Genomic DNA, 26,168 nt, shown 5'->3' on the forward strand with positions numbered 1-26,168 from the left:
GCCGCGACACGGTCCACGCGGGTGCGGCCCGCTCGGGTACGTTGACGAGATGCCCGCGAGCCCCTACGCCGACGACCTCCAACTGGCCCATGTCCTCGCCGACCGGGTCGAGCAGATCACGATGGCGCGGTTCCGGGCCGATGATCTCGTCGTCGAGTCCAAGCCGGACCTGACCCCGGTCAGCGACGCCGATCGGGCCTGCGAGGAGACCATCCGCTCCCAGCTCGCGCGCTCGCGCGGGCGGGATGCGGTCGTCGGTGAGGAGTTCGGTACCACCGGGTCCGGCGACCGGCGCTGGATCATCGACCCGATCGACGGCACGAAGAACTACGTCCGCGGCGTCCCCGTCTGGGCCACGCTGATCGGCCTCGTCGACGGCGACGAGTGCGTCATGGGGCTCGTCGCCGCTCCCGCACTCGGCCGCCGCTGGTGGGCCGCGCAGGGGGCCGGCGCCTGGACCGGGCGGTCACTCGCACAGGCCCGCTCGATCTCGGTGTCCAAGGTCTCGCGGCTCGGCGACGCCTCGCTCTCCTACAGCTCGCTCGAGGGGTGGCGAGAAGGGGGCCGCGGCCGCTCCTTCCTCAACCTCACCTCCGACCTGTGGCGCACGCGGGCGTACGGCGACTTCTGGTCCTACATGCTCGTCGCCGAGGGAGCGGTCGACATGGCTGCCGAGCCCGAGCTCGAGCTGTACGACATGGCCGCCCTCGTCACGATCGTCGAGGAGGCCGGTGGGCGCTTCACGTCCTTGGCCGGCGAGCGCGGGCCCTGGGGTGGCAATGCCGTCGCCACCAACGGGCTGCTGCACGACGAGGTGCTGGCGCGGTTGCAGCCCGACGCCTGACTCTCGCCCAGCGCAGGCGGGAGCGCGCCACGCTCGACGTCCGGCTTCTCACCCGGATCAGGTGATGCCACCGACTCCTGCCGGTGACAGGCTCGGACCACCCCGGACCCCTCGCGCACGCGGAAGCGCTACCCGGGCGCGTCGAGCGAGCCAACGCCGGCGCCGTCGAGCGGACAGGGAAAGCACATGGACGAGCACACCCGGTCATCGCACGCCGACTCGGACCTCTTCGGCAATCGATTCGCCACCAGGGAGGTGCCCAGCCGGACCTTCCCCGCGTCCGGCATGTCAGCCCTGGACGCGATGCGTCTGGTCAGTCAGGACCTCGCGCTGGAGGGCGACCCCGCCCGGAACCTCGCCACCTTCGTCACCACGTGGATGGAACCCGAGGCACAGCGGCTGATCGCCACCAACCTCCACCGCAACTTCATCGACCACGCCGAGTACCCCCGCACCGCGGAGATCGAGCAGCGCTGCATCCGCATGCTCGCCGACCTCTTCCATGCGCCGGGCCCGACGACCGGCGCACGCACGCAGGGCTCCTCCGAGGCGATCATGCTCGGGGCGATGTCGCTGAAGTGGAACTGGCGGCAGCGTCGGGGCCTGGACCGCGACTCGCCGCAGGCGCCCAACCTCGTCTTCGGTGGCGATGTCCACGTCGTCTGGGAGAAGTTCTGCCGCTACTTCGACGTCGAACCACGCATCGTTCCCCTTCAGCCCGGCAAGTACACCATCGGGCCGGAGGACGTGGAGCCCCACCTCGACGAGAACACCATCGGGGTCGCTGCCGTGCTCGGGACGACCTTCACCGGCCACAAGGACGACATCACCGGCATCAACGACCTGCTGGTCAGGGTGAAGTCCGAGCGCGGTCTGGACATCCCACTGCACGTCGACGCCGCGAGTGGCGGATTCGTGTGGCCCTTCCTCTACCCGGACTCCGCGTGGGACTTCCGACTGGAGCAGGTGCGCTCGATCAACGTCTCCGGCCACAAGTTCGGGCTGGTCTATCCGGGCATCGGATGGCTGATCTTCCGTGAGCGGGCCGACCTGGCGCAGGACCTCGTCTTCACCGAGAACTACCTGGGCAAGACCGACGAGACCTTCACGCTGAACTTCTCCACCGGGTCGGCCATGCTCCTGGCCCAGTACTACAACCTCGTGCGGTACGGCCGCGCCGGGTACCGGTACGTCATGACGAACATGCAGACGAATGCGCAGGCGCTGGCCGAGCAGCTGAAGGCGATGGGACGGTTCGAGATCATCGGTGAGGACGAGGAGCAGCTGCCGCTGGTCGCGTTCCGCCTTGCCGGGGATCCCGGCTACGACGAGTTCGACATCGCCTGGCAGCTGTCGGCCGAGCGCGGCTGGATGGTTCCGGCCTACACCCTGCCGCCCGACGCACACGAGGTGACGATCATGCGAGCCCTCGTCAAGGAGACGATGAGTCGCGAGCACGTCGACACGCTCGCCCGTGACATCGACCAGGCGTGCGGCACGCTGGACAAGAAGGGCAGCGCCCACGCGTCCGAGCGCCGGAAGGTCGTGACCGGTCCTGGTCACTGACGTGCCTCGACGCGGTACCTCGCGCGGCCCGGGCCTCGACGCGGCCGGAGACGTGCCTTGATGCGGCCGGGCCACACCGCTTGGTGTGCCCGGCCGCGCCACGGTCAGGCGCGTACCCGCCCGGCGGACTCGCGGCCCTGAGTCGTCAGGGCCCAGATGACTGCCACGTCGAGGGCGATGATGACGATCCCCCACAACGGGTAGTACGGCAGCCACATGAAGGCCGCGATCGCACTGAGGCCGGCGATGAACACGCCGACGGAGCGGGCCACGACATTCCCGGTGAAGATACCTATGCCCGACAGCAGCAGCACCACACCCAGGACGAGGTGGATCCATCCCCATGTCGTCACGTCGAACTTGAAGATCCAGTCGTTCGTCACGACGTAGAGCTCGTCACTGGCAACCGCCACGATGCCGGCGATGATCTGGAAGATCCCGGTGAGGGCGAGGATCGTCCCGGCGAAAACCGTCCATCCGGTGGCCCAGGCACTCGGTTGATCCCCGGACGTGCGACTGTCCCGGGTTGGTTGCGTCATGTCGCCCGTGTCCTGCATGGCTACCCCCAGATCTCGTGGTCACCCGTGATGAGTGACCCATTCACGGTAGGAGGAGACCCGCGTCGAGGGCATCACCCACGATGGGTGACGCATCCTGCGCTCACGAGGGACTCTGGGCAACCGACACCCCAAACTTTCCGTCTGTTGTGTGCTAGGAGTCCCTCTCGTGCACGGTGATCACGCCCGACGACTGCGGATCCAGCGTTCCGGGGCGACGAGATGCTGCCGGGACGCGGTGATCTGCGCCAGCCGGGTCTGGGTCGCTCCCCACTGGCCGAAGACCATCCTGTACGTCAGCCGCGTCGTGAAGTAACCCAGCTCGAGGGCACCCCCGTCCCGGTGGCGGTCGTACTCGTACCCGGACTCACCCGTGTGGTGGGCCCGGCTGTCGAGCTCGATGATCCAGCGCCGGCCGACCAGCAGGTCCACGCGGCCGACCCCGGGGATCTCGACCTGGGCCCGGACCGGGATGTTGCGCAGCTGGAAGTACAGCCGCACCTTGCTCTCCGTCCCCGACTCGGCCGAGGCACTGGCTCGTGCCAGCACGCGGTTAACCGATCGTGGCACGGAGCTGTGCCGCGACAGATCAGTCCCGTCAGCTTCGAACTGCAACACTGCAACCAGCACGCGGCATCAAGCCGCATAACCCGGTGACCAAGAAACGGGGTCAAGGCAAGGCCAATGTAAGGATGTGGGTGTGAAGTCACTCTATGTCGGCGTGCAAGACGTGCCACCCCTACTCAACGATCCGGTTGTTGTCATCGATGTGCTGCGGGCTTTCACAACCTCAGCGTGGGTGCTAAGTCGACGGCCGGCAGGCTTATCGCTGAGTCCTACACGCATAGGTGCGCTTCGCCTCAAAGCAGAGTTGGGGGCCGGCGCGGTGGCGATCACCGATGGCGAGTTGTCTGAGGGGTTCGACATGGGTAACTCTCCTGGTCAAGCCCGAAGATTCCCTCTCCAAGGGAGGCCCGTCGTGCAAGTCACCAGCAACGGGACCGTCGGAGTACACGCTGCCCGCCATGCCCCCCTCATTCTGTGCGCGAGCCTTGCCAATGCATCTGCCACGGCACGAGCCATACGGGCCAGCGGCTCTAAGCGCGTCATCTATGTAGTAACGGGCAACCAGGGAACAGCCGATGAAGACCTCGCCTGCGCCGATCTCATCCACGCACAGACCAAGGGAACCGGGTTGCCAACCGACAGCGTCGAACGAGTTCGTGGGTCGGCCGCGGCACACGCGCTGCGAGAAGACATCGCCGCGTGCCGCCCAGGGGTCAGCAGTGACGACGTCGATCTCGCATGCGAGATCGATCGCTTCGATTTCGCCCTGATCACGGAAGAAAACCATGGACGCTTCGATCTACGGTCGAGTACTTCTGAGCGGGGACGCTGGCTGGAGGGTGGTGGTGTGAGACGAACCACGTAGGCGTCATCGTTGGGTGTGCGGCCTATCGGCGATGACCTGGATCACACAGGGAGCGAGTAAACTAGCGGACAAAGACGATCATCAACAACGTGGAAACGGAGACGGCTTCCACCTGACGCACAGGGTCTCGGTGGGACACCTCCCTACCCGGAGTGCTTGGGGAATGTCTGCAGAAGCCATATTCGGGGTTGCGGGCGCAACCATTGCAGTGAACTGACTCGTGGCTCAGCCTTCGTCGGGGTCGCGGGAGATCCCCGGGAGAAGGGTGTATCCCCTGCGCAGCGCGTCCATCGCTCCCGGGGACTCGGCTACGAGGTCTAGTGAGCGTTGGTGGTAGCGCCAGATCATCCACGCGCCGAAACCCCACAGCAGGAACTGCGAGCTCATCGCGATCCGGAAGTTGTCCAGCGTGTAGGTCTGCGGTCCGCCCGGCGCGATCTGGTCGAGGATGATCCCCACGAGGGCCATCGTCGTCAACGACGCGACGAAGCCGCCCATGTTGACCATCCCGGACGCCCGCCCGTAGCGCTCGCTGCGGTGGAAGCTACGGGCCAAGTCGAAGGCGATCAAAGACCCCGGACCACCGACCGCGGTGACCGAGACGAGGACGATCAGCAGCCACAGCGGCGACTGGGTCGGCAACGCGAGCACGATCGCCCAGACCAGCGAGATGGCACCGACGAGCACCAGGGCCATCAGCGAGCGGTAGTAGGGGTGACGGCCGGTCCAGCGGCCGATCGTCGGCCCGGCGAAGAGCGCAACGAAGGTCATCCACGTCAGCAGCGCCGAGGCCTGCCCCGGCGTCAGACCCTGCCCCGCGACGAGGAAAGGGAACCCCCAGAGCAGCGCGAAGACGGTCGGGGCGAACTGCGTGGTGAAGTGCACGGAGAACCCGAGTCGGGTTCCCGGATCACGCCACACCTGACCGAGACTGTCGCGCAGGGCGCGGATCTTGATCTTCTCGACGGCGCCGCGCTCGTAGGGCGAGTCCTTGGCGACGAGGAAGATCCCGAGGATGCCCACGACGCCGAGGAAGCCGGCCGTCGCGTAGGTCATCGTCCAGCCCCAGGCGTGCAGGGCGGCGCTGAGCGGGATGGCCGCGGCGACGGCACCCATCTGCCCGACCATCCCGGTGAGCTGGGTGATGACCGGCGCTTGGCGCACGAGGAACCACAAGGCGATCAGGCGCAACACGGAGGTGAAGACCATCGCGTCGCCGGCACCGATCAGGGCTCGAGCACCCAGGCCCATCGCGAAGCTGTCCGCCGTGGCGAACCACAGCTGTCCCGCGGTCATCGCCACGAGCCCGCTGATGATCAGCGCCTTGGACCCGAAGCGGTCGAGCAGCACACCGACCGGGATCTGCATCCCCGCGTACACCGCGAGTTGGAGCACGGTGAAGGTCGCCAGCTGGCTGCCGCTGATGTCGAAGCGCTCGGCCGCGAGGAGCCCGGCGACCCCAAGGGAGGTGCGGTGGAAGACCGCGAGCACGTAGACGGCGAGCGCAGTCGCCCAGATGACGTAGGCACGACGCCGCCCTATGTTGTGCAGCTGTTGTGCCCCGGTCACGAATTCATGCCATTGAATACGGCCGCATCGCCGGAGAGGGCTCTCTGTCGCGTTCCAGGTCTGATGGAGCTCTCATTCCACGGAAGGATGAGGGTCATGGCAGCACCAAGAAAGTACCCCGAGGAGCTTCGGGAGCGGGCAATCCGGATGGCAGTCGATCTGGGTCGTGACCCAACAACGATGGCGGGTGGACGGTCAGCGAGAAGACCGTCGCGGATTCGATACGCCGCCAGTGCCTGGTCGTGCGAACGGTCAAGCGTCGCAACGGTTTGACCGTCCAGGACAGGACGACGCCGAAGTTCCCGGATCTGGTCCGACGGGACTTCACCGCGCAGTGCCAGGACAGCAAGTGGGTAGGCGTTCTGCAAGACCATTGCCCCCCCCCCCCGACTTCGGCTCCACCTAGCTTCCACCACTGCTACACCTCGTGAGGTAGTTAGTGCGTCAAGTCTCTACCTTGGATCTAGCTCCATACTCATTTGACCCGCGATTTGTTCTGCTTAGCCATTAGCCATTCTCCAGCCATGAATACTTCCTGCGGCTTCTGATTTGTTCCATCATGAGGTGAAATGGGCGCAATCAGAGCATCGTAGTTCGGGTTTTGAAAGAAGGGAATCGACAAGCGGCGCGAGGAGCCCCGCACCGAGTCGTTTGGGTTTACCACTCGGTGCACGGTGGATACCCAACGACCATCTGTCCACTTCGACATCATGTCGCCAATGTTGATCACATACGCATTCGGGACATTCGGTGCGTCGACCCACTCGCCAGTGGGCGCCTGTACTTGCAGACCGCCCGGCGCGTCATCAGTCATTAGGAGAGTCAAAGTTCCGTAGTCGGTATGTGCGCCGGCGCGCAATTGACCGGGAAGCGGCTCTTCATCTTGTGCAGGATAATTGACGCAGCGAAGGTAATCGACGCTGCGGTCGAGCTTATCGGCAAAGAAATCATGGGGAAGATTGAGGGCCCCTGCAAAAAGACGCATCACCCGTTGCGCCAACCTTTCCATCTCATGGTAATACTCGGTCCACGTTTCGCGGAATTCGTCCGGATCTTTTGGCCATACCATTGGCCGGAAGAAGTATTGCCCCATTCCCGAGTTGTAGTACTCATCCTCAGGTGCATCGGGGCGACGGATGTCAAAACTCTCCTTGAGGTCCGGCGGAGTATCTTCCTCCCGAGTTGCGGCAAGACTTTCCTTTTGCGACGGCACCCACCCCATAGTTTGCCCCGGCTCGGAGACGGACTGCCGCTTCAGCCTCTCGGGCAAGTCGAAGAAGGCGGTGGAGACTTGGCGCATGCGCAAAATCACATCGTCAGGCACCCCATGTCCAGTCACAACCAAGAACCCAATATTCTCGCAGGCCTCCTTTACTGCTAGTTCCACATTTCGACTCTCCTCCGCGTCTGGGCCTTCGAACGGGGACAAATCTATAATGGGAACACCGGTGGCACTCATCGCTATGTCACTCCTATTACTTCGACAGCAGATTCCTGCATATCATGGATGGGCCTAAACATACACTGTATTCTGTATACATCAAGCGTATTGGCGGCTCTTCACAGGTGAGCAGTTCGGCGCCGCCTTCGGGGCGCACCATGGGTCCGCGAAGATTCCGGGGTGTGCGGTCGGGCTGCGAGTCTCGGTTGGATGCTGGTCATGTCCGTCGTGGTCAACCCCCCATCCGGGCGGACCGGGCGCACCGCATCAACGACCGCACCGACAAGCGCGTCGGTGACCGCCTCGACGCCCGCCTCGCGGGCCAGCCCGGCGGCTTCGGCCGCGGCGACGTACCGGCGCGCGGTCTTGCGGTCCACCCCTGCCCGCTCGGCGACCTTGTGCAGACCGGCTCCCTCGAGCCAGGCCCGTAGCACCTCTCGTACCTCAACCACGCTGACCTCCCTGAATCCCACCGCTGACGACCTCCGCGTCCACTGACATGACGCGAGCAACCAACGAGGCGACCGAGGACCCACCGGCAAGGCGCGCCGGGTGGTCCCATGAACCTGGCAGAAAACCGCTCAGAGCGGTCCCATGCTCATGGCAGGCGACATCCAGATCCTGGGTCAACCAGCGACGGACCGTGGCCTCGTGCGTGCCCAGTACCGGCGCCGCCCGCTCGGGGACCTTCCTGGTGGGTGGGACCGCGTCCGCTAACGCCGCGCGCACGGTGCGTCGGTGGACCTTGTGTTTGGCGGCGAGCGCGCGAATCGACATGCCTTCATCGCGGGCGTCTCGTCGGATACGTTCGAACTGCTCCACTCTCGATCTCTCCTTCAACCCCATGGCCTCTCGTACTCGTCTTGGCGGACAAGTACGGAACCTACGGGTCTGGTCGGGTCGAGGGTGGAGCCAAATCAAGCCATCACTACGCCCCCAAGTGGGGCCACTTCAGACTGGCACACTCATCGGCACGTCGGGACCTGCTGGGGGTGAACGCGGCAACGTTGCACAACTGGACCAAGACAGCCGAGCGGACCGAAGGCTCTCGGGCTGCTGCGCCGGCCCGGGCGGGCGAGTCGGAGGAGGTCAAGACGTTGCGCCGGGAGAATGCTGAGCTGCGGCGGGCCAACGAGATTCTCAAGATCGCATCGGCGTTCTTCGCTCAGGCGGAGCTCGACCGCCGACTCAAGTGATCGTGGCCTACATCGACTCCTACCGGGAGCGATTCGGCGTCGAGCCGATCTGTGCCGTGCTCTCCGAGCACGGCATCTCGATCGCGCCGTCCACGTACTATGTCCACAAGACCGTCCCGGTCAGTCCAGCTGCGTTGTGTCGAGTGGCAGCTCGCCTCCTGGGTGCACTGGTACGACACCCAGCGCCTCCACTCCTCGATCGACCACCTGCCACCAATTGAGTTCGAACCGCATCACCGGCAGGCTAAGACCACGACCCCCATCCTGGCGGCCGTGTAAACAACCAGCCCTCCGGGAAACTCAGTGCGGTTCAACCCCCGATGGACTGACTCTTTAGGTCAGTCTGTCGGCTAGTTGATCCCGTGCCTATCATAGGCGTCCATCATGCGCTGACGCACCTTGCTTAGGTGGGTTCGCATGGCAACGTCGGCAGCTACGTCATCGCCAGCATCTACCGCGTCCATGATCTCCAAGTGCTGGTCAGCGCATTCCACGGAGTAGGGAGTCCCTGGCGCGTCTCGCGCGCGCAAAGCACTAGTCAGGTCGTAAGAGTCTCGTACAAGCCGCATGAGTACGTCATTTTGGGTTGCTTCGCACAAGGACATATGGAAACGCTCATCATTTTGTCGAAATCCCTCGCGGTCGCCTCGCTCAGCAACTTCTTTACTCGATGTCGCATACGAACGCGTCTCCTCCAGCATGGATCGTACGCCCTTGAGCGCCGCGATACGCGCAACCTGAGCCTCCAGGCCCTCCCGCACGTCGTAGGCATCAGAAAGAGCTTGACGCGTGGGTGTCATCACTCGCCCGCCACCAGTGGCGCCAGACTGGACTAAGCCCACGTAGGCCAATCGCAGCATGGCCTCACGAACCGGAGTCTTGCTGACTCCGAGCTCCTTCGCCAGGCCCTCTTCAGTCAGGCGCTGACCAGCCGGAAACTTACTAGCCACGATGGCACTACGCACCGATGCGTAGACCCGATCGCTGAGGCTCATCGGGCGATCATCGATCTTGTCTAGTATGCCCATGGTGACCCCCGGCAGTGATTGGATTGGATCGAAGAACAGCCCAGAGCTTGCCCACTGGACATCGTGCATACAGTACCGTACACCGTATCCAGAAACGTCGCAGACCGCAGAGGTGAAGCGAACACAGACGAATTGGATCGGCACCGGCTCACCTCGCCTGCCCTCAAAGCTAATCTGCACCGCCGTCGCCCCGAGGCCGCGCGCACCCGCCAAATCCGGCTCTCCGTGGTTCGTGGTGAGAGGGAGTCCCGCGTCGTAGCAGCGTAGGAGCTCGTGGCCCTGCGGTGATGAGTGTTGTCGATACATCCAAGTACAGAGGACCACGAGACTGTGAGCGAGCCTACGGTCTCGCGGCGTGATGCTGCGAGCACGATCTTCAATCTGCCTGACTACCGCGTCATCGACGCCGTCGACCTGCCCGAGGGTGGTCGGCGGGTGACGGTGGTCTCGACCGGCCCTGCTGGGTGCCCCGAGTGCGGGTGATCGCGACGAGGGTCCACTCCCGTCGTCGCCAGCGGGTCCGGGACATCCCGGTCGCTGGCGCTGAGGAGGTGGTGTGGGCCAAGCGGCGCTGGTTCTGTCTCGAGCCGCGTTGTGGGCGAAGCACGTTCGCCGAGGCCACCACGCAGGTTCGCGGTTCGCGCGTTCGACCCAACGGTTGAAGAAGACGGTCGTGGCAGCGGTGATCGACTCCGGTCGCGCCGCCGCGGAGGTCGCCCGCGCCCACCGGGTCTCGTGGTGGCTGGTCCAGTCCGCCCTGACGAGCGCGGCGACGCTCGTGTTGCCCGGCGTCGACGACGTCCTCGTCACCCGGCTGGGCGTGGATGAGCACCGCTACCGCTCGGTGCGCTTCTTCCGAGACCAAGCCGGCACCTGGCGTCGATACGAGCCGTGGATGACCACGCTGGTCGATCTGGCCACCGGGCAGGTTCTCGGCATCGTCGACGGTCGCGACTCCACCGCTGTGGGCGCCTGGGGTCAAGTCCCCGGTAGTGGTGTAGCGCTGCGTGATCCTTCGGGGTGGGGTTAGGCGGTCAGGGCGGGCATGGTTTCGGCTCCGATCTCGGGGTCGGTGGTGGTGATGAGAGTGACGCGGCAGCGGGCCAGGACGTCGAGGCCGAGGTAGCGCCGTCCTTCGGCCCATTCGTCGGTCTGTTCGGCCAGGACGGCTCCGACCAGACGCACGATGGCGTTGCGGTTGGGGAAGATCCCAACGGAGTCGGTCCGGCGTCGGATCTCGCGGTTGAGGCGCTCCTGGGGGTTGTTCGACCAGATCTGGGTCCACACGTCCTTGGGGAAGGCTGTGAACGCGAGGATGTCCTCCCGCGCGCCGGCGAGGTGCTCGGCCACCTGTGGGAGCTTCTCGTCGACGTACTCGATGAGCCGGTCGAACTGGGCCTGCACGCTGGGTGCGTCGGGCTGGTCATAGACACTGTGCAGCATCGCCTTGACGGCCGGCCACATCGACTTGGGCGTGACGTCCATCAGGTTCGCGGAGTAGTGGGTGCGGCATCGCTGCCACGCGGCGCCGGTCAGGTTCGCCGCGATCGCTTCCTTCAACCCTTGGTGGGCGTCGGAGGTGACCAGACGTACCCCGGTCAGGCCGCGGGCGGTCAGGTCGGCGAAGAACTCGTTCCATGCGGACCCGGTCTCGGAAGTGGCCACGCGCAGTCCGAGGACTTCGCGGTGCCCGTCGGCGTTGACCCCGGTCGCGAGCAGTACCGAGGTGGCGACCACGCGCCCGCCCTCGCGGACCTTCATCGTCAGCGCGTCGGCGGCGACGAAGGTGAACGGTCCCGCCTCGTCAAGGGGGCGGTGGCGGAAGTCCTCGACGATCTGGTCCAGGTCGGCCGCCATCCTGCTGACCTGCGACTTGGACAGGGAGTTGATGCCGAGGGTCTTGACGAGCTTGTCCATGCGGCGGGTGCTGACGCCGGCGAGGTAGCAGTCGGCGACGACGGTGATCATCGCCGACTCGGCCCGCTTGCGGCGCTCGAGCAGCCACTCGGGGAAGTAGCTGCCGGTGCGCAGCTTCGGGATGGCGACGTCGACGGTCCCCACGCGGGTGTCCAGGTCGCGGTGGCGGTACCCGTTGCGCTGCGCCGAGCGGCCCGGTGTGGGGCGGCCGTACTCGGCGCCGACGACGGCGTCGGCGTCCGCGGACAGCAGCGCGTTGATCATCGTCTGCAACAGCGAACGCATCAGATCCGGGCTTGCTTCGGTCAGGGCTTCACTCAGCAGGCCCGCAGGGTCGACAATGTGTGGTGCGGTCATCGTGATGACTCCGTTCGAGGATTCGGTAGAAGGTTGACTCGAAGGATCACACGGTGGCCGCACCTATGCCCTCAGGGGCACCTAGTCTGCCACCGCGCTACACCACTATGCGGGACTCAACTGCGCCTGGCTGACCGAGCGCTCACCAGCGTGGCGCGAGCAGGTTTAGGTCGTCGCGATCGACCCCTCAGCGGCACTTCGCAAGGCACTGCGCGCGCACCAGCCCCACGCGGCTCCCTAGCATGACTCCATCTCTCCCACAATCAGAGTGGTGTGTACCGGCTTCCACGGAGTCAAGATTTGTTGGATTCTCATGCCACAGTGATGATGCGGTTGCACCACGAAGAGGTACCCGGTCGAGTTGAAGGCTCGGGCGGTGCGGATGGTCGCGGAGCGACCTCAGGATGAGACGGAGTGGGCTGCGATGCAGCGGATCGCTCCTTTGCTGGGGATCGGTGGTGCTGAGCCCCGGCTGAAGTCCGCGGTCGATCTGGTCCTGACGACGCCAGTTGTAGATCGTCTGATCACTCAGATCGAGGTCGTGCGCCACCGAGGCAACGCTTCGACCCTCCGCGCGCAGATCGAGGACCTTGCCTCTGAACTCCGCCGAGTAGCCCTGTCGTCCCATCTGTTCCTCCTGATGTCAGACACCAGAATCCACAAATTTCGACGCCGTAGAACCCGGGACACACCAGCGTCTCCGGACATGCCGGGCCGGTCCAGGATGCGCCCTTCACAGTTCGAGGTAGTCGTTGGGGCTCAGCACATACTTGGTGGCTGCGCCGGCGTCGAACTCAGCGTAGCCGCGAGGTGCGTCATCAAGAGAGATTGCGGTGGCGTTGACAGCGTCCGCGATATTCACCTTGTCGTGAAGAATCGCCATCATTAGCTGGCGGTTGTACTTCATGACAGGGCATTGGCCGGTTGTGAACGACAGCGACTTGGCCCAGCCCGTCCCGAAGGATAGCGACAGCGTGCCGGCTTTGGCTGCGTCGTCGACGGCGCCGGGATCGCCGGTAACATAGAGGCCAGGTATACCGATGGCACCGCCGGCCCCTGTCACGTCCATGAGCGAGTTGAGCACTGTCGCGGGCGACTCCCCGGCACCCGCACCGTGGCCATGGCTGCGGGCCTCGAAGCCGACGGCGTCAACCGCGGCGTCGACCTCGGGTACGCCGAGCAATTGCTCGAGCTGATCGGGGACTGACCCCTCGCCGACGTTGATCGTCTCGCAGCCGAAGCTGCGCGCCTGGGCGAGGCGGTCGTCATTCAGGTCACCGACAATTACGACTGCCGCGCCCAACAGTTGCGCGGACACCGCCGTCGCCAGCCCGACCGGCCCAGCGCCGGCGACGTAGACCGTAGAACCAACGGCCGTTCCGGCAGTGAGGGCGCCGTGGAACCCGGTCGGGAAGATGTCCGACAGCATCGTCAGGTCCAAGATCTTGTTGAGCGCCTGATCACGGTCGGGAAACTTTAGAACGTTCCAGTCCGCATACGGGACGAGAACGTATTGGGCCTGGCCTCCAACCCAGCCGCCCATGTCGACATAGCCGTAGGCGCTGCCCGGCCGATCCGGGTTGACGTTCTGGCAGATGCCGGTCTTGCCGTCCTTGCAGTTGCGGCATCGGCCACACGCGATGTTAAACGGGACCGAGACGATGTCGCCCACGTTGATGAACTCGACGTCAGGACCAGTCTCGACGACCTCGCCGGTGATCTCATGGCCCAAGATCAGGCCCGTCGGAGCCGCCGTACGCCCCCGAACCATGTGTTGATCTGACCCGCAGATGTTCGTCGTTACGGTCTTCAGGATTACCCCATGGGGAACCTTCCGGCCCACATTCGCCGGATTAACTCCCGGCCCCTCCTTTAGTTCAAACGTCGGATACTCGATATCGATGACCTCGACGACACCCGACCCCTTGTACGCGACTGCCTTATTACCCAGCATGAATGCCTTCTTTCGCATCTTCAATAAACGTGCATCCCTAGTCGTCGCCCGAGCAACAGGTAACCAGAAAAGGGGGCCGTCACTTCCGCTCGCCGCAAGGCTGCAACCTCGTATATCGCCCGCCAATAATCCACTCGGCGACGACAAGATCACCGCCTGGACTCACTGCCACGGCGTGCGGCGAGTTCAATAGTCCGGGCGGTATACGCGCCGGCCGCCGTGCTACTCCGTCATCATCCCAGGCATTGGGCCACCCCTTTCGGGACGTTGCCTGGGAGTCGGCACCTAAATGAGCGAGCAATTGATCGTTATCATCGAGAACAGTCAGCCGGGCGAAGAGTTCGGCAACTACCAAGCAGTCTTGCCATATCGTGAACCCGCTCGGAGAGTTCACAATGCCTTCGCCCGATAACCGCAAGAACCTACCCTCGAGGTCATAGACGGCGAGACGAGAATTTCCGCGATCTGCCACATACAATTCAACGGTCTTTCCTGGGCGTCGGTCGATGAACACTGCGTGCGGGCAGTCAAAGCGCCCACCGCCCTCAACGCCGTCAAGGGTTGACAAATGACGTCCGGATGCGTCGAATCGATGCACGACGTTGCTCCCGTAGCCATCCGCGACCCACATGTGCCCATCCCCACCCCAGCGAGTCTCGTTGACGGCCACGCTGGTCGGAGCGTACGGGGCGAAAGGCCCTCGGTGGTCGACGGCAGCGGTTGGCGGCCGTTCAAGCTCACGGACCACCTCGCCTGCGAGTGTCAACAGCACCACCCTGCCGGGTCCTCGCTGGATGTTGAGACCCAGACCAAAATCCGAAGGAGGCGCGCCATCGCCGGCGCCTGCACCGCATTGGGTTGTGAAGCCAGGGTCGGCCACCCATACAAGCTCATCGGCGCCCTCTTGGATAATCGTCAAACCGTGTCCTTCAGTCAGATCAGTATGCGCCCTGTCGCGTATAGAGCCATCCTGATCAAACGTGACCAATTGGCCGGCGTGGAATGCCAGCAAATCTCCCGAGTGCGTGAATGCTAGCCCATGGTGGGCAAAACTATCGGATGCGCCCGGCACGGCCGAGAGATCGGCCCAATCGCTGACGATTTCGTAGGCTGAGGCGATAAGCGATGCCATCCCTTGCTCCCTAGTAGAGATAATGTGACCTATCGGACAGCGCGAAGTCGGCTGCCACAGATAGGAACGACTTCAGCGTGAGGGTGGGTCGGCCCCCAACATTCTGGTTGCGGTTCACGCGGATAGCCCACGTCTACATGGACAAGCACGCTACGTTCGCCCATGCTCTCGACGTGATCAAATAACTCACTCAACCTGCGTTTCAGCGCGCCGCCCCCACCCCCTCGCCGCGGAGAAATTCGAAACAACTCCCGTCGGCGTCGCTCCTCCCGCCAGGACCTCTTGGACTAGCCATCCGGATGGGTGATCAGCACACCCCTATCCGTGACGCGAGCGGTCTTCTCCCCAGACTGAGGTCACCGTCAGCAGATCAGACCTCGTTTTCCACCATCTCCGTGGCCGGGAGGGTTGTCACCGACCCACCGTGCATCGGCGGGCTTGCTGGCAGGCTGGTAGCGACTGTCCGAGCTGAGCCGAATATGGTCCGATTGGTTGTCTAGGCTGCCGTGGACGGTAAAGATGCTGAAGATAAGGACGTCGCCTGCTGCGTAGTCGGTGGTGAGCCACCGGCCTCCGACCATTTCCTGGATGGTGTTGATGTCTGGCCCGATCGCGACATCGTCACCGTTGGTTTGCCGGTTGCGGGCCCACCAATCGGGTTGTTCGGGCCGGTTCTCACAGTGCGCGTCGACGTCCGTCGTGGAGTATCCATGCCGGAGCCCAGGGTGCCGGTGAGACCCCTCGAGGATCAGCAGACCTCCTTGTCTACGGTCGATGTCGCCCATCGGGGTCCAGGCGGTGAAGAGCTGTTCACGCTCGGCTCGTCCCATGAAGATCGCGTCGGTGTGAGGTCGAGTGCCCTTGCTGTGCGGAAAGGTAGACCTGAACCAGGTGAAGTCGAAGTGCTTGGCTGGTTCACCGAAAAAGTTCCCGAAGAACGACATCATGGTGGATCCGTATAGGAGTTCGTTCAGTGGGGCGTTGTTGCGCGCCAGCTGGTCAGGCATGAAGTCGATGCGGCGCTGGTAGTGCGAAGCATCGCCTCCGCGTTCGTGCTGGCGTCGTGCCTCTTCGACTGGAAGACCGACGGCTTCCTCGGGCGGGGTGTTTGGTTTGAGCAGTCCCTGCTCGGCGAGCCGTCGGGTCACCTCACCTCGTGCTTGGCGGACCTGTTCTGCCGGAAGCAGTCCTCGTAGTAGGAGATACCCGTCCTCGCTCATGCGTCGGTTCAGTTCTCTGTAATCGGTGAGTGCGTCGCTGGAGTCTCGTGGTTCGCCGAAGACGGGCTCGGCGGTGCTGAGTTCGTCGCCTTGCACGCGTAGGGTCAGTTGAGCGTGGTCAGTTGTCAGTGTCATTCGTCCTCCTGTTCAATGTGTGCCCGCGGGTTCCGGGCTCGAGACCAGTCTTGCTGGGGGGCGATGGCGAAGCCATGCACGCCTTGAGCAGGTTTATGCACGAAGTGGTCAGGGCGCTGCTTACGGGCGCGTCGTTGTGCCCTCTGGCGACGGCCCTCCGAACGATCGTCGGAACTCGCTGGGCGTTTGCTCGATGACATCCCTGAACCGACGGCTGAAGTGGAACTCGTCGTAGAAGCCAAGCTCGCGTGCGATGCTCTTGATTGTGCGGTCTTCGGCCACTAAGAGTCGGCAGGCGGTTTCCATAGTTCGTGATACGCGGTATCGACTTGGAGGCATCCCGGACAGTCGAGCAAAGCGCCGTCGGAAGGTGTCGTAAGAGACCCCCAAGGCGTCGGCCGTTTCGCGGTCGTTGAGACCGGTGTCCATTAGGTCGCGGGCGTGTGCCAGCCACTGTCGGGTCTTGGGCTCCGCTTCTTCCTGGGCGAGCAGCTCACGTAGGAGGTTTTGGAGGCCAGTGAGCTCTCGGAGTGCTTGATCAGTATCGCCGCGGTTTCCCGTGCCCAACCCTGCGACCAGTCGCGGATACCAGTACCGCACCGGGTCTAGCCGCGGGCGACGGTCGCGCCGGTAGAGGAGTCCAGCGTCCTTCCAGGCGTCGAAGACGGGGCCCTCGAAGACGACGAAGAGTTCGTCCCACCTGCTGCCGTTCACAGGGCCGTACCAATGGGGGATGTTGGGGTCGACAATGATGAGATCTCCGGCCCGCATGTCGCGTTCACCGTACGGGTCGGTGTAGGTACCGCTGCCGTGGACAAGGTAGACGAGTGCGTGACATTCAAGGGTCCGGGGCCTCTCCGGGACGCCATGACTGGCCCGAATCAGTCCTGCACCGGTCGGGCCGCCTGCGGGACTGATGTACCAGTTGCGAAACAGTGAAGTGGTGCTCTCCACTTGCGGGTCGGTGGGAGGCATGCCCAAAGGTCACTAGGAGGATCAGGTACGCCAGGGCTGCGGCGTACGCAGGGCCTGGGTGACCATGTCGATAATCGCGGTGAAGTCGACGTCGAAAACGATTTCATGCCTGACCCGCGTATCATCCCGTTCAGGGTGCACCCCTGCGAGATAACTGACGCCGTCTTGATCGTGGAAGACTTGGAGTGGACGGTGGACGGAGGCGAGCAGCACCTCGGGTTCAAGCAGGCATGCTGCTGCGATGCTGTCGTTAATTCCCATCACGCGGGGCCCTCCATCCGGTCGGTAGGCCTTGGTGTAGAAGTCGGCGTAGAAGTGGCTGATGTCGGCGATGAGCCGTGCATGGGGGTTGGCAGTTGCCTGGGCGATCTCGTCGATCGTGGCCTTGGGGACCAAGCATTGGCGGGTGATGTACGGTCCGACCCAAGTGACGACGCCCTTCGCCGCGGCTACTTCGGCAGCGGCGGTGATGTCTCCCGAGACATTGGGGTCTTTGGAGACGCGGAAGCGATGATCGAGCCATGGTTGGTCGTCTTGGTACATGGCTGGCCCGAGGCTGCCCACGATGGTCACCGTGCGCAGCATCTCGATCAGGCGAGGTTCTTGTCGCAACGCTGCCGCGAGGTTGGTCACCGGCCCCAAGGCGAGGTAGTGAAGTTCGCCAGGCCTGTCGCGTGCGAGCTCAACCAATCGGGTGACCGCGTCCGGGGTGGACTCAGCCCTCTGGCGCGGTTCGCGCCAAGTGTTGCCGAACCCGTCGTCGCCGTGGACCCTGCTGGACAGCTGTAATTTCTGGCCCAAGGGTTCACCTCGGCCGACATGGACCGGGACATCGGCGAATCCGCAGGTCTCGAGCACGTATCTGGCGTTGCCAGCTGCCCTCTCGGCGGTGCAGTTTCCGTGGGTGCTGTGCACCGAGATCACCTCAATGTCGCGGCGCGAGAGCAGCAACATCAGGGCCAGGGCGTCGTCGACTCCCGTATCTGTGTCCACGATCACCGGCTTGTTGAGCGGCATGACATCCCTTTCAGTTGGTGGAACGACTGTTACTCAGCGTCCGTCCATGTGTGGCTCGCATCGTCATTCGAGTGACGCGTCTCGCTGTGCTTCGTACTGAAGACCTCATGCGCCCCACCGAAGAGGACAGACATCACCGACTTGCGAGAGACGTCGTGGGTCGGTAGACGTCAATCGTCTTGTCGCATACGTCGAACGCATGACCCACGAGGTCGCGTCGCCCCGCTCGACGGGTCTACGTATCCAGCAGCGAAGCGGTGGGCCGGTACGTAGTGAATCTCGCCGATGGCCTGCCTGTCTTGGTGGCGAAATCGAAGGGGCGACAAGTCGATGTTGGTGCGTTGGCAGCGTGGGGAGCCCCAAGACCGGCTCTCCCCACGCCGCCTCGCCCGTGCTCTTGGCAAGCTTCGGCTCAGGCTCAGGTGTCGCCCATCCTGGCGTCTTTGGTGGCTTCCAAGATTTCGCTCGTCATGACCTTGTCGACGCTTGGTCTCGGGTTATCGAATAGGCCGAGTCGGTCGTAGATGTCCATTTGCTCCTCCCAGAGCTTGGGGTCCATCTCGCCGAACTCGTCTGATCCATCCGGGAAGACAAAGTCCAAAATCTTCTCCGCCGCAACAGCTTCATCTTCCTCGTTGAGGGAGTCGTATCTGCTCGCTAGCGCCTTGACAGCCTCCTCGGTGTTTTCGCGGGCGTAGAACCACCCTCTAGCGGAGGCGCGAGTGAAGGCTTCCAGCATTTCTCGGTCCTCCTTCAAGGATTTTTCGGTGGCGAAGTAGATCAGTGCGTACAGGGGGACACCCGCCTCAGCCAGCGTCATGGTGACGTAGTCCTCGGGTAGCTCCTTGAGTTGGCCCTGTTGGATGACCCAACCAGTCCAAACGTCGACCTGGCCGGTCAGCAACGGGGTGATCTCGCCGGAGGTGGTGACGATATCCACATCGGACTTCTTGTAGCCGTTCTCCGCCAGCAGAGCCTCCAGAAGAATGACACCTGTCTGGTTGACGCCTACCTTCTTGCCCACAATATCGGCTGGAGTCCTTACTGGGTTGTCCGGCAGGGAGAAGAACCCGTATGGGTGTGTCTGCGCGGCTACGGTGAAGGCCTTGATCGGGCGCCCTTCGCTGACTCCCAAGAAGATCGAAGGACTGGAGTTTCCCACCCCAATGTCGGTGTGGCCTCCTACCACGCTGGAGGTGGGATCAACACTGGGGCCACCTGGTGTGATCGAGACATTCAATCCTTCATCCTGATAGAAGCCCTGTTCAATGGCTGTGACCTCCCCGAGCTGGCTGACGTTCACGAGGAAGTTTGCCTGCAAAGTAACGTCTCGCAGCCCCTCAGAGTTGGTTGAGTCACCATCCGAGCCGCAAGCGCTGAGGACCAGCCCACCCCCCACAAAGGCGCCGCCGAGCCCCACAACGTGCAGAAACCCTCGTCGATCGGTCATGTACTGATGTGATTCCGTCATTTCCGTACCTCACTATCGATGGATGCATGAGCCGCGCAGCACGAAGCGCGGAGAAGGGGTTATGGCTCTTCGCTCACCTCCCAGGTAACGACCAAGCGTTCGATGAGTCCAATAGAGGCGAAGAAAAGGGTCGCGAACAACGATGCAACGATCATCGATGCGTAGAGCAGCGAAGTTTGAAAGTTGTAGGTAGATTGGATGATGAGGTACCCGAGGCCCTGCTCAGAACCGACCCACTCGGCCACGAGGGCGCCAATCACCGAGGATGTGGCTGCGATCTTCAGAGCCGAGAAGAGGAAGGGTAGAGACGCGTATAGGCGGACCTTAAAGAAGAGCTCGCGCTTGCTCGCTGAGAGCACTCGCATCAACTCCAACGCTTGCGGGTCAACCGCCTGGAGCCCTCGGACCACGTTCACCAGTGTAGGGAAGAAGGAGATGAGGGCCGCGATGATGACCTTGGGCGTGTATCCGGTGCCGAAAATGATCACAAGAATAGGCGCGATCGCAACGATAGGAATAGTCCGGATGAACACCGCGACCGGGAACAGCGCTTCTTCCGCTCTTTTGGCGTGAACGAATAGGATAGCTAGCCCAATAGCCAAAACGTTTCCCGCCATAAAGCCAGCGACGGCTTCGATAGCGGTCGGCCAGAGATTGGACAGCAGCAAGTCTCGGCTGTCCACCAGCTCGCGGCCCACGTCCACTGGGGAGGGGACGATGTACTCTTCAACCCCGAAGATCTTGACAACCGCGTACCAAAGGACAACGAGGCCGCCGAGACCGGCGAGTGCCGTGAGGACGCGCTTGAACGCGTCGCGGCGTTTCCTGCTCTTCACCTCCGCCACGTGGGCGTCGTCGGCCACAGGGCCCTCTTGCGTGGGTTTCGTTGTTGTCATCACTTTCCCTCCAGCCCTCGCCGCAGGTAGGCGGCAAGCTCCGTGAACTGGGCGGTGTCGCGCACGTCGAGATGTCTGGGATGCGGCAGCGGAACGTTTACGATTTCCCGCAGACGACCAGGGTGGGCACTCATCACGGCTACCCTTTGGGAAAGGAATACCGCTTCGGCAATGCTGTGAGTGACGAAGACGATGGTGATTCCGGTTTCCTGCCAGATCCGCAGTAGTTCCTCGTTGAGTTTGTCGCGGGTGATTTCGTCGAGCGCGCCGAAAGGTTCGTCCATGAGCAGGACTTCAGGCTGGGTCACCAGCGCTCTGGCGATAGCCACGCGTTGACGCATGCCGCCGGAGAGCTCGTGAGGGTACGCCTCCTCGCGGCCTGCCAAACCGACGAGCGCCAAGAGGTCTTGGGGGCTCGAGCTACTCTTGGCTCCCTTGTTCCCGCCCACTTCGAGAGGCAGTTGCACGTTCTGTAGGGCAGTTCGCCATGGCAGAAGCGTGGAGTCTTGGAAGACAAAGCCGATCTCCCGGCGCTTTCGAGCCTCACTGGCCTTACCGCCGAGGACTGAGACTTCGCCATCTGTAGGATTCACGAGATCGGCGACAATCCGCAGCAGTGTGGACTTGCCACAGCCAGATGGACCGAGCAAGGAAAAAAACTCGCCAACCTCGATCTCGCTGTGGTAATCGTCCAGAGCGAGTACTTTGCCACGATCGGTGGAGAACTCGACGCTGACGTGGTCCAGATTTACGGCCGTTGGTGCTTTGGTAGTTGTCATGGCATCTCCCGATGGTCGTTTAACGTGCCTGAAGACCGGTCGTCCACGCATTCGCGAACTCGGTTGCCATGTCGCTGCTGACAGGCTGGAGCATGTCGGCATTGGGCTTAGAGCCCCACCCGAAGACGGCGCCGTCGGCGACCTTTGCGTAGGTGGGAGCGTGCTCGACGGTCATACCGCTGCCCATGATCACCGGGGCGTCCGGTATGGCGTCCTTGATCTCGCGGATCCGATCTTGGCTTGCAGGCTGGCTGGAGTCATGGCCGGCGATGATGATGCCATCGGCTCCGCCACGCTTGATCATGTCGGCCGCGATGACGGGTACCGGACGCTCGACGAGCGGCGCCGCGTGCTTTGTGAGTAGGTCCGCGAGAATCAACACGTCGTCGGCGCCGATTTGCTTGCGGTAGCGGGATACCAGGTGGGCGGCACCGTTGATCATGCCTTGGTCGGTGATCATCGCGTCGGTCAGGATGTTAAGCCGAATGAACTTCGCGCCAACAGCGGCAGCAATACCTAGGGATGCCTTCCACGAGTTCCGTAGGATGTTGATGCCCATGGGGAGGTCGATCTCCTCGGCGACCGCCTTGGCACACACCGTGGCGGAGGCCACGGTCTCTGGTTCGATGGTTTCGGGGTAGTAGGGGTAGTCGTGCAAGTTTTCGACCAGCAGTGCGTCGACACCGGCGTCGGCTAGGGTCTGGGCGTCAGCCAGCGCCTTGGTGATGACGTCTTGGAGACTGCCGCCGAAGGTGGGCGATCCGGGCAGTGCGTGCAGGTGCACCATGCCAAGGATCGGCGGGCGGCTGGGGAATACGCTGTGGAAGCGCTCGGCGTACATGCTCATGGTGGTTTCTCCTTGTGACGTATTGGCATTGGCTCGGGGTGGAACGGTTGGGCACGTGCGATCAGATCACCAGACACCCCCGCGGTATTCCGGGTCAGCGAAGGGACCGCCCTGATGTTCGGGTTCGTCCGTCTCGGCAACGGACGACAAGTGGTCCTCGGCGTCGTCGACGGGGTGGTAGGCGAGCAGTTCGGCCGACGGGCTGTTGTTCCACCAGCTGCGGGTGTTGGCTGAGACGCCGTATGTGACGAGGAAGCCCACGTCTTCGGCCGCAATGGCTCGCCGGACGAGGTGGATGCCGTCGCGATGGCTCAACCACACGCTCAGATGTCGACGGTCTTCGGGCGTTGGGCGAAAGGCCCCGATCCGCAGACAGACGGCCTCCAGGCCCCACTTGTCGTGGTAAAGCCGCGCGGCTCCCTCCCCGAATACCTTGCTCAGACCGTAGTACGTATCCGGACGGACCGGTTCCTCGGTACCGAGGAACTGACCGGCTGGATACCCACCGATGATGTGATGCGAACTGGCATAGACCACCCGGCGCACGCCCGCACGGCGAGCAGCCTCGAAGATGGCCCATGTGCCCATGATGTTGCTCTCGGCGATGTCCGCGAAAGGGGCTTCATCGGCGATGCCGGCGAAGTGCAGGACCACGTCGACCCCCGCCATGGCATTGGTGAGGGTGTCCAGATCGTCCAACTCACCGACCACGACCTCCTCGCCGGGGTTGAGGTCTGGAATGTCGCGGCGCGCGTACAGGACCACGCGCTCAAACTCGCCGGACAGGCCAGCTCGCAGAACGGTGCCCATACGGCCACCGCCTCCGGTGTACAAGATGACGGTCATGAGAGATTTCTCCTTGGGAAGTCGTGATCCAGCAGGCGCGAAAGGTCAGCGGTGAGCACCGTCGATGTCTCGGACTCGGTGACAAAGACGCGTCCGTTGTCGGTGACGCACAGGTTGGTGACGGCTCGTCCCGTTGGGCTATGCAGGGCCATGACGGCGGTGCCGGTGGGGTCGAAGACCCAGACCACCCCGAGGCCGAGGTGGGCCACCAGCAGCGTGCCCTGCGGGCCGGCAGCCATGCCGTCCGGCCCCAAGCCACCGCTAAGCTGCAGGTATCGTCCGACGCGATGGGGAACGGACTCCACCAAGGGCACCCGCCAGATGGCGTTGTCACGGGTGACTGCGACGAAGACCGTAGCGCTCTTCTCGTCCCAGACCAGACCGTTCGGGCTGGGGATGCCCTCGAGCACCACCTCGACAGCGACCTGCGTCGCATTCCCTTCTTCGGTCGCGTTCTCGCCCCCTGCGGGGAGACGGACCCGCAGCAACCTTCCGTAAGGATCGTCCAGACCCGAGTCACCCTGGTCCGTCACGTAGACAGTGCCGTCGCTGGTAACGACCAGATCGTTGAGACCGTGAAAAGCTGCACCGTCGACCTCGTGGACCACCACTCCCACCCGTGGCTCCCCACGCAAGTCGGCGATCTCCACAAGCCCTCGCTGGTAGTCGGCCACCAGCAGACGGTCCGGACCGGCAAGAGCCAAGCCATTCGGCTCGCCGTCGTACTCGACGACGACCCGGAACTCACCGTACCGGTCGACGTACAGGATCCGACCCCACGCCACATCCACCATGTACAGACCGCCGGCACCGTCGAGCACCGGTCCCTCCAAGAAAGCCAACGGTGCAGGGACACCCCGGTCGTGGCGCATCCAACCGGGCTGGCGGTCGGTGACCGCCAAGCTCTGCGTCACCCGGGCGTAGACCTCGAGCCGTTCGCTTTGAGGGACGAGTGTCGTTGGCAGCAAGATGGTCACACCTGCTCGGCGCGCACTGGGTTCAGCAGCGGCATGAGTCCGTCAATTCGGGCCTCGGCCACGCATCCTGGCGTGAGAACACCAGCGCCTGGGGTGCCTGTGGAAATGATGTCGCCCGGATAGAGCGGCATCATCTGACTGTGAAAGCTCACCAGATCAGCCGGTGCGTGGGTCATGTTGGCCACGCGATCCCGCCGCACCTCGGATCCGTCCAGGAGCGTGCACACCTCGATGTCCTCCAGAGGACCCTCGGCAAGGAACTCGTCGAGGGTCACGACCTCGGGGCCGAAAGAGAAAAAGGTGGGGAAGTTCTTCGACCGAGTGAGGTAGCGCGGGTTGAGCTGGAGGATGTCCTCCGCGGTTTGGTCCAGGACGGCACACACACCGAACACGTGGGCCATGGCGTCTGTCGGGTCGACGCCCTGGGTACGCCTCCCCACGACTAGTCCGACCTCCGCCTCGGCGGTCGTGCGCTCGCTCTGCGTCGGCAGGACGATGGCCTCACCAGCACCGATAATGGTGTGATCTGCCTTGATGAAGGAAGCCGGCTGGTCCGGCGCTTGCTCGGACAAGTCACCAGCATGCTTGCCGTAGTTGAGGCCGATGCCCCAGATCTTGCGCGGTCGCCGATACGGCGGCTGGAAGCGCGCGTCGGCCTCCCGAATGACCATGTGTGATGGCATGTCGTCGGCGACTTGCTGCAGACCGACGAACTCGTCGGTAAGCCAAGTCCCGCTGTCCAGGAAAACCAGCAGGTCACCTTGGAACTCTGGACGCACGTGATTCAGTGGAGCCCAATCGCGGTCGGACCGGCGGATGCAGGCCTGATCGGACCCGGCGATCTCCAGTGTTGCGAATCGCATACCTGCCCCCTAGGCCCAGCTGTCCAGGGCGCAGTCCTCGACCACGTCATCGACGAAGTCGAAGCCGAGTCCATGGCGAGTCGGCAGCCTCACCCCAGCGGGCACAATTTCCAACTGGTGCGAGACCGCTCGGCGGAAGTTGAGCACCTGGTCGTTGGGGAAGTACTCCACATACTGCCCGTTGGTCAGGGACCCGACCAGATGCACATGCAGGTCATGGAACCAGTGCGGGCACATGGACACGCCGAATGAGGCGGCAGTGTCGGCGATGCGCTGGTACTCGGTGATCCCGCCACAAACGGCGGCGTCAGTCTGCAAGATGCCCGCGGCGCCCTGGGTGAGCAGTTGGAGATGGCGCCAGCGGCCCTGCTCGATCTCACCGGTTGCTACGGTCACCGGGGTGCGCTCTGCCAACCTGGCATGGTTGATGATGTCGTCAGGAAAGAAGGGCTCCTCGATCCAGTACGGGTCATACGGCTCCAGCAGCCGTAGCGCACCCAGTGCGGTGGGGAGGTCCGGCCACGCATTGTTGGCATCGAGCATCACCTTGACCTCTGACCCCACCGCAGCCCGGACTGCGGCCAGGCGTTCGGCGTCCGCTTCCGGAGCAACACCCACCCGACCGACTTTCATCTTCACCGCGTCGAAGCCCAGCTCCACATAGCCCTTCATCTCGTCTGCCAGATCATCGGGGGTCTTGCCGGCGAGGTAGTAGCCACCGCTGGCGTATGCGGGTACCCAGTCCCGCGTGGTCGCACCCCCAAGGAATTGCCACAAAGGCTGCCCCACGGCCCTGGCGTTCAGATCCCAAAGAGCGATGTCGACCGCGCTGTGGGCCCGAGTCACAAGTCCAGCTCGGCCATGCAGGATGGTCTCGGCGTAGACCTCGTCCCAAAGTGCGCGGACGTTTCGGCTGTCATGGCCCACCAGAATGGGGGCCACCAGGTCTCGCACGGCACCGGAGAGCAAGGGGCCACCGAAGTTGCCGGCGTAGCAGAACCCGATGCCCGTGTTGCCGTCCTCGTCGGTGATGCGCACAAAGCAGTAGTGCCGCTCGGTCACCTCTCTACGGGCCATCGCGGTGGGGGTATCCAGGGGAATCGCCACGGTGCGCGCCTGGATACTGGTAATGCGGGTCATCGGAACTCC

The 26,168-nt window shown here is 63.5% G+C and carries 26 protein-coding genes, 2 pseudogenes and 1 other annotated feature; of the genes and pseudogenes, 6 read left to right on the top strand and 22 right to left on the bottom strand.

From position 1 onward, the window contains the following. Nucleotides 1-49 precede the first annotated feature (49 nt). Together hisN and gad are read left to right on the top strand one after the other, a co-directional pair. Nucleotides 50-844, top strand: a complete 795-nt coding sequence (hisN, locus tag BJY20_RS04080; RefSeq protein ID WP_185990366.1) for a histidinol-phosphatase — start codon at nt 50-52, stop codon at nt 842-844. A gap of 186 nt (nt 845-1,030) precedes the next feature. Next, nucleotides 1,031-2,410 (top strand): glutamate decarboxylase, encoded by a 1,380-nt coding sequence (gene gad, locus BJY20_RS04085; RefSeq protein ID WP_185990367.1) that lies wholly within the window; start codon nt 1,031-1,033, stop codon nt 2,408-2,410. A 104-nt stretch (nt 2,411-2,514) separates the two neighbouring features. Here the strand turns inward: gad and BJY20_RS04090 are convergent, their stop codons facing one another. Together BJY20_RS04090 and BJY20_RS04095 are read right to left on the bottom strand one after the other, a co-directional pair. After that, complete coding sequence (locus tag BJY20_RS04090) at nt 2,515-2,949, bottom strand: DUF7144 family membrane protein (protein WP_185990368.1); 435 nt, start codon at nt 2,947-2,949, stop codon at nt 2,515-2,517. A 198-nt stretch (nt 2,950-3,147) separates the two neighbouring features. Then, a complete protein-coding gene (locus BJY20_RS04095) occupies nt 3,148-3,516 on the bottom strand; it encodes a GxxExxY protein (RefSeq protein ID WP_185990369.1) in 369 nt (122 codons plus the stop codon). 181 nt (nt 3,517-3,697) lie between these two features. Here BJY20_RS04095 and BJY20_RS04100 point away from each other — a divergent pair, with 181 nt between their 5' ends. Beyond that, the gene (locus BJY20_RS04100; protein WP_343062951.1) at nt 3,698-4,399 is read left to right on the top strand and encodes a 2-phosphosulfolactate phosphatase; all 702 of its coding nucleotides are present in this window, start codon (nt 3,698-3,700) and stop codon (nt 4,397-4,399) included. Between the two features lie 225 nt (nt 4,400-4,624). Here the strand turns inward: BJY20_RS04100 and BJY20_RS04105 are convergent, their stop codons facing one another. The 4 genes from BJY20_RS04105 to BJY20_RS15915 form a co-directional block, all read right to left on the bottom strand. Further along, nucleotides 4,625-5,968, bottom strand: a complete 1,344-nt coding sequence (locus BJY20_RS04105) for an MFS transporter (RefSeq protein WP_185990371.1) — start codon at nt 5,966-5,968, stop codon at nt 4,625-4,627. Nucleotides 5,969-6,443: 475 nt separating this feature from the next. Continuing rightward, nucleotides 6,444-7,427 (bottom strand): isopenicillin N synthase family dioxygenase, encoded by a 984-nt coding sequence (locus BJY20_RS04110; protein ID WP_185990372.1) that lies wholly within the window; start codon nt 7,425-7,427, stop codon nt 6,444-6,446. A 101-nt stretch (nt 7,428-7,528) separates the two neighbouring features. Continuing rightward, complete coding sequence (locus BJY20_RS15910; RefSeq protein ID WP_246297097.1) at nt 7,529-7,861, bottom strand: hypothetical protein; 333 nt, start codon at nt 7,859-7,861, stop codon at nt 7,529-7,531. Beyond that, nucleotides 7,854-8,231 (bottom strand): hypothetical protein, encoded by a 378-nt coding sequence (locus BJY20_RS15915; RefSeq protein ID WP_246297098.1) that lies wholly within the window; start codon nt 8,229-8,231, stop codon nt 7,854-7,856. The genes BJY20_RS15910 and BJY20_RS15915 overlap by 8 nt, the downstream gene beginning before the upstream one ends. Before the next feature lie 179 nt (nt 8,232-8,410). On the opposite strand from BJY20_RS15915, the pseudogene BJY20_RS15920 reads away from it, so the two are divergent. After that, nucleotides 8,411-8,742, top strand: a pseudogene (locus BJY20_RS15920) (transposase); the annotation flags it as partial. Continuing rightward, nucleotides 8,563-8,694, top strand: a sequence feature (AL1L pseudoknot). It overlaps the preceding pseudogene by 132 nt. Next, nucleotides 8,705-8,884, top strand: a complete 180-nt coding sequence (locus BJY20_RS16630) for an integrase core domain-containing protein (RefSeq protein WP_484496828.1) — start codon at nt 8,705-8,707, stop codon at nt 8,882-8,884. The pseudogene BJY20_RS15920 and the gene BJY20_RS16630, both read left to right, overlap by 38 nt. A 71-nt stretch (nt 8,885-8,955) precedes the next feature. On the opposite strand, the gene BJY20_RS04130 is transcribed toward BJY20_RS16630, so the two are convergent. Then, nucleotides 8,956-9,702: a GntR family transcriptional regulator gene (locus BJY20_RS04130; RefSeq protein ID WP_185990374.1), complete on the bottom strand. Its 747-nt coding sequence runs from the start codon at nt 9,700-9,702 to the stop codon at nt 8,956-8,958. 261 nt (nt 9,703-9,963) lie between these two features. Here BJY20_RS04130 and BJY20_RS16590 point away from each other — a divergent pair. Beyond that, nucleotides 9,964-10,609 (top strand): annotated as a pseudogene (locus BJY20_RS16590) (transposase family protein); the annotation flags it as partial. Nucleotides 10,610-10,659: 50 nt separating this feature from the next. Here BJY20_RS16590 and BJY20_RS04140 read toward each other — a convergent pair. From BJY20_RS04140 to BJY20_RS04210, 15 genes are all read right to left on the bottom strand, one after another. Then, the gene (locus tag BJY20_RS04140) at nt 10,660-11,907 is read right to left on the bottom strand and encodes an IS256 family transposase (RefSeq protein ID WP_185990375.1); all 1,248 of its coding nucleotides are present in this window, start codon (nt 11,905-11,907) and stop codon (nt 10,660-10,662) included. Between the two features lie 187 nt (nt 11,908-12,094). Next, nucleotides 12,095-12,535 (bottom strand): transposase, encoded by a 441-nt coding sequence (locus BJY20_RS16595; protein WP_185990376.1) that lies wholly within the window; start codon nt 12,533-12,535, stop codon nt 12,095-12,097. Between the two features lie 105 nt (nt 12,536-12,640). Beyond that, entirely contained in the window at nt 12,641-13,861 is a 1,221-nt protein-coding gene (gene fdhA, locus BJY20_RS04150; RefSeq protein WP_185992446.1) for a formaldehyde dehydrogenase, glutathione-independent, read from the bottom strand. A gap of 79 nt (nt 13,862-13,940) precedes the next feature. Continuing rightward, on the bottom strand, nt 13,941-14,993 hold the full coding sequence (locus tag BJY20_RS04155) for an NHL repeat-containing protein (protein WP_221935237.1): 1,053 nt from the start codon (nt 14,991-14,993) through the stop codon (nt 13,941-13,943). A gap of 362 nt (nt 14,994-15,355) precedes the next feature. Next, on the bottom strand, nt 15,356-16,348 hold the full coding sequence (locus BJY20_RS04160; protein ID WP_185990377.1) for a phytanoyl-CoA dioxygenase family protein: 993 nt from the start codon (nt 16,346-16,348) through the stop codon (nt 15,356-15,358). Nucleotides 16,349-16,468: 120 nt separating this feature from the next. After that, on the bottom strand, nt 16,469-17,323 hold the full coding sequence (locus BJY20_RS04165; protein ID WP_185990378.1) for a helix-turn-helix domain-containing protein: 855 nt from the start codon (nt 17,321-17,323) through the stop codon (nt 16,469-16,471). Nucleotides 17,324-17,344: 21 nt separating this feature from the next. After that, nucleotides 17,345-18,340 carry a nucleoside hydrolase gene (locus tag BJY20_RS04170; RefSeq protein WP_185990379.1) on the bottom strand — a complete coding sequence of 332 codons (996 nt, stop codon included), beginning with the start codon at nt 18,338-18,340 and terminating at the stop codon, nt 17,345-17,347. A gap of 418 nt (nt 18,341-18,758) precedes the next feature. Next, nucleotides 18,759-19,790 (bottom strand): ABC transporter substrate-binding protein, encoded by a 1,032-nt coding sequence (locus BJY20_RS04175; RefSeq protein WP_185990380.1) that lies wholly within the window; start codon nt 19,788-19,790, stop codon nt 18,759-18,761. 80 nt (nt 19,791-19,870) lie between these two features. Beyond that, nucleotides 19,871-20,674: an ABC transporter permease subunit gene (locus BJY20_RS04180; protein WP_221935238.1), complete on the bottom strand. Its 804-nt coding sequence runs from the start codon at nt 20,672-20,674 to the stop codon at nt 19,871-19,873. A 32-nt stretch (nt 20,675-20,706) separates the two neighbouring features. Beyond that, nucleotides 20,707-21,486 carry an ABC transporter ATP-binding protein gene (locus tag BJY20_RS04185; protein WP_185990382.1) on the bottom strand — a complete coding sequence of 260 codons (780 nt, stop codon included), beginning with the start codon at nt 21,484-21,486 and terminating at the stop codon, nt 20,707-20,709. 19 nt (nt 21,487-21,505) lie between these two features. Continuing rightward, a complete protein-coding gene (locus BJY20_RS04190; RefSeq protein ID WP_221935239.1) occupies nt 21,506-22,333 on the bottom strand; it encodes a BtpA/SgcQ family protein in 828 nt (275 codons plus the stop codon). A gap of 66 nt (nt 22,334-22,399) precedes the next feature. Further along, nucleotides 22,400-23,179 (bottom strand): NAD-dependent epimerase/dehydratase family protein, encoded by a 780-nt coding sequence (locus BJY20_RS04195; RefSeq protein WP_185990383.1) that lies wholly within the window; start codon nt 23,177-23,179, stop codon nt 22,400-22,402. Beyond that, on the bottom strand, nt 23,176-24,051 hold the full coding sequence (locus tag BJY20_RS04200; protein ID WP_281366070.1) for an SMP-30/gluconolactonase/LRE family protein: 876 nt from the start codon (nt 24,049-24,051) through the stop codon (nt 23,176-23,178). The genes BJY20_RS04195 and BJY20_RS04200 overlap by 4 nt, the downstream gene beginning before the upstream one ends. 101 nt (nt 24,052-24,152) lie before the next feature. Beyond that, nucleotides 24,153-25,019, bottom strand: a complete 867-nt coding sequence (locus BJY20_RS04205) for a fumarylacetoacetate hydrolase family protein (RefSeq protein WP_185990385.1) — start codon at nt 25,017-25,019, stop codon at nt 24,153-24,155. A gap of 9 nt (nt 25,020-25,028) precedes the next feature. Then, a complete protein-coding gene (locus tag BJY20_RS04210; protein ID WP_185990386.1) occupies nt 25,029-26,159 on the bottom strand; it encodes a mandelate racemase/muconate lactonizing enzyme family protein in 1,131 nt (376 codons plus the stop codon). Nucleotides 26,160-26,168: the final 9 nt, after the last annotated feature.

Origin of the sequence: Janibacter cremeus (assembly GCF_013409205.1) — a bacterium.
GTDB lineage: Bacteria > Actinomycetota > Actinomycetes > Actinomycetales > Dermatophilaceae > Janibacter > Janibacter cremeus.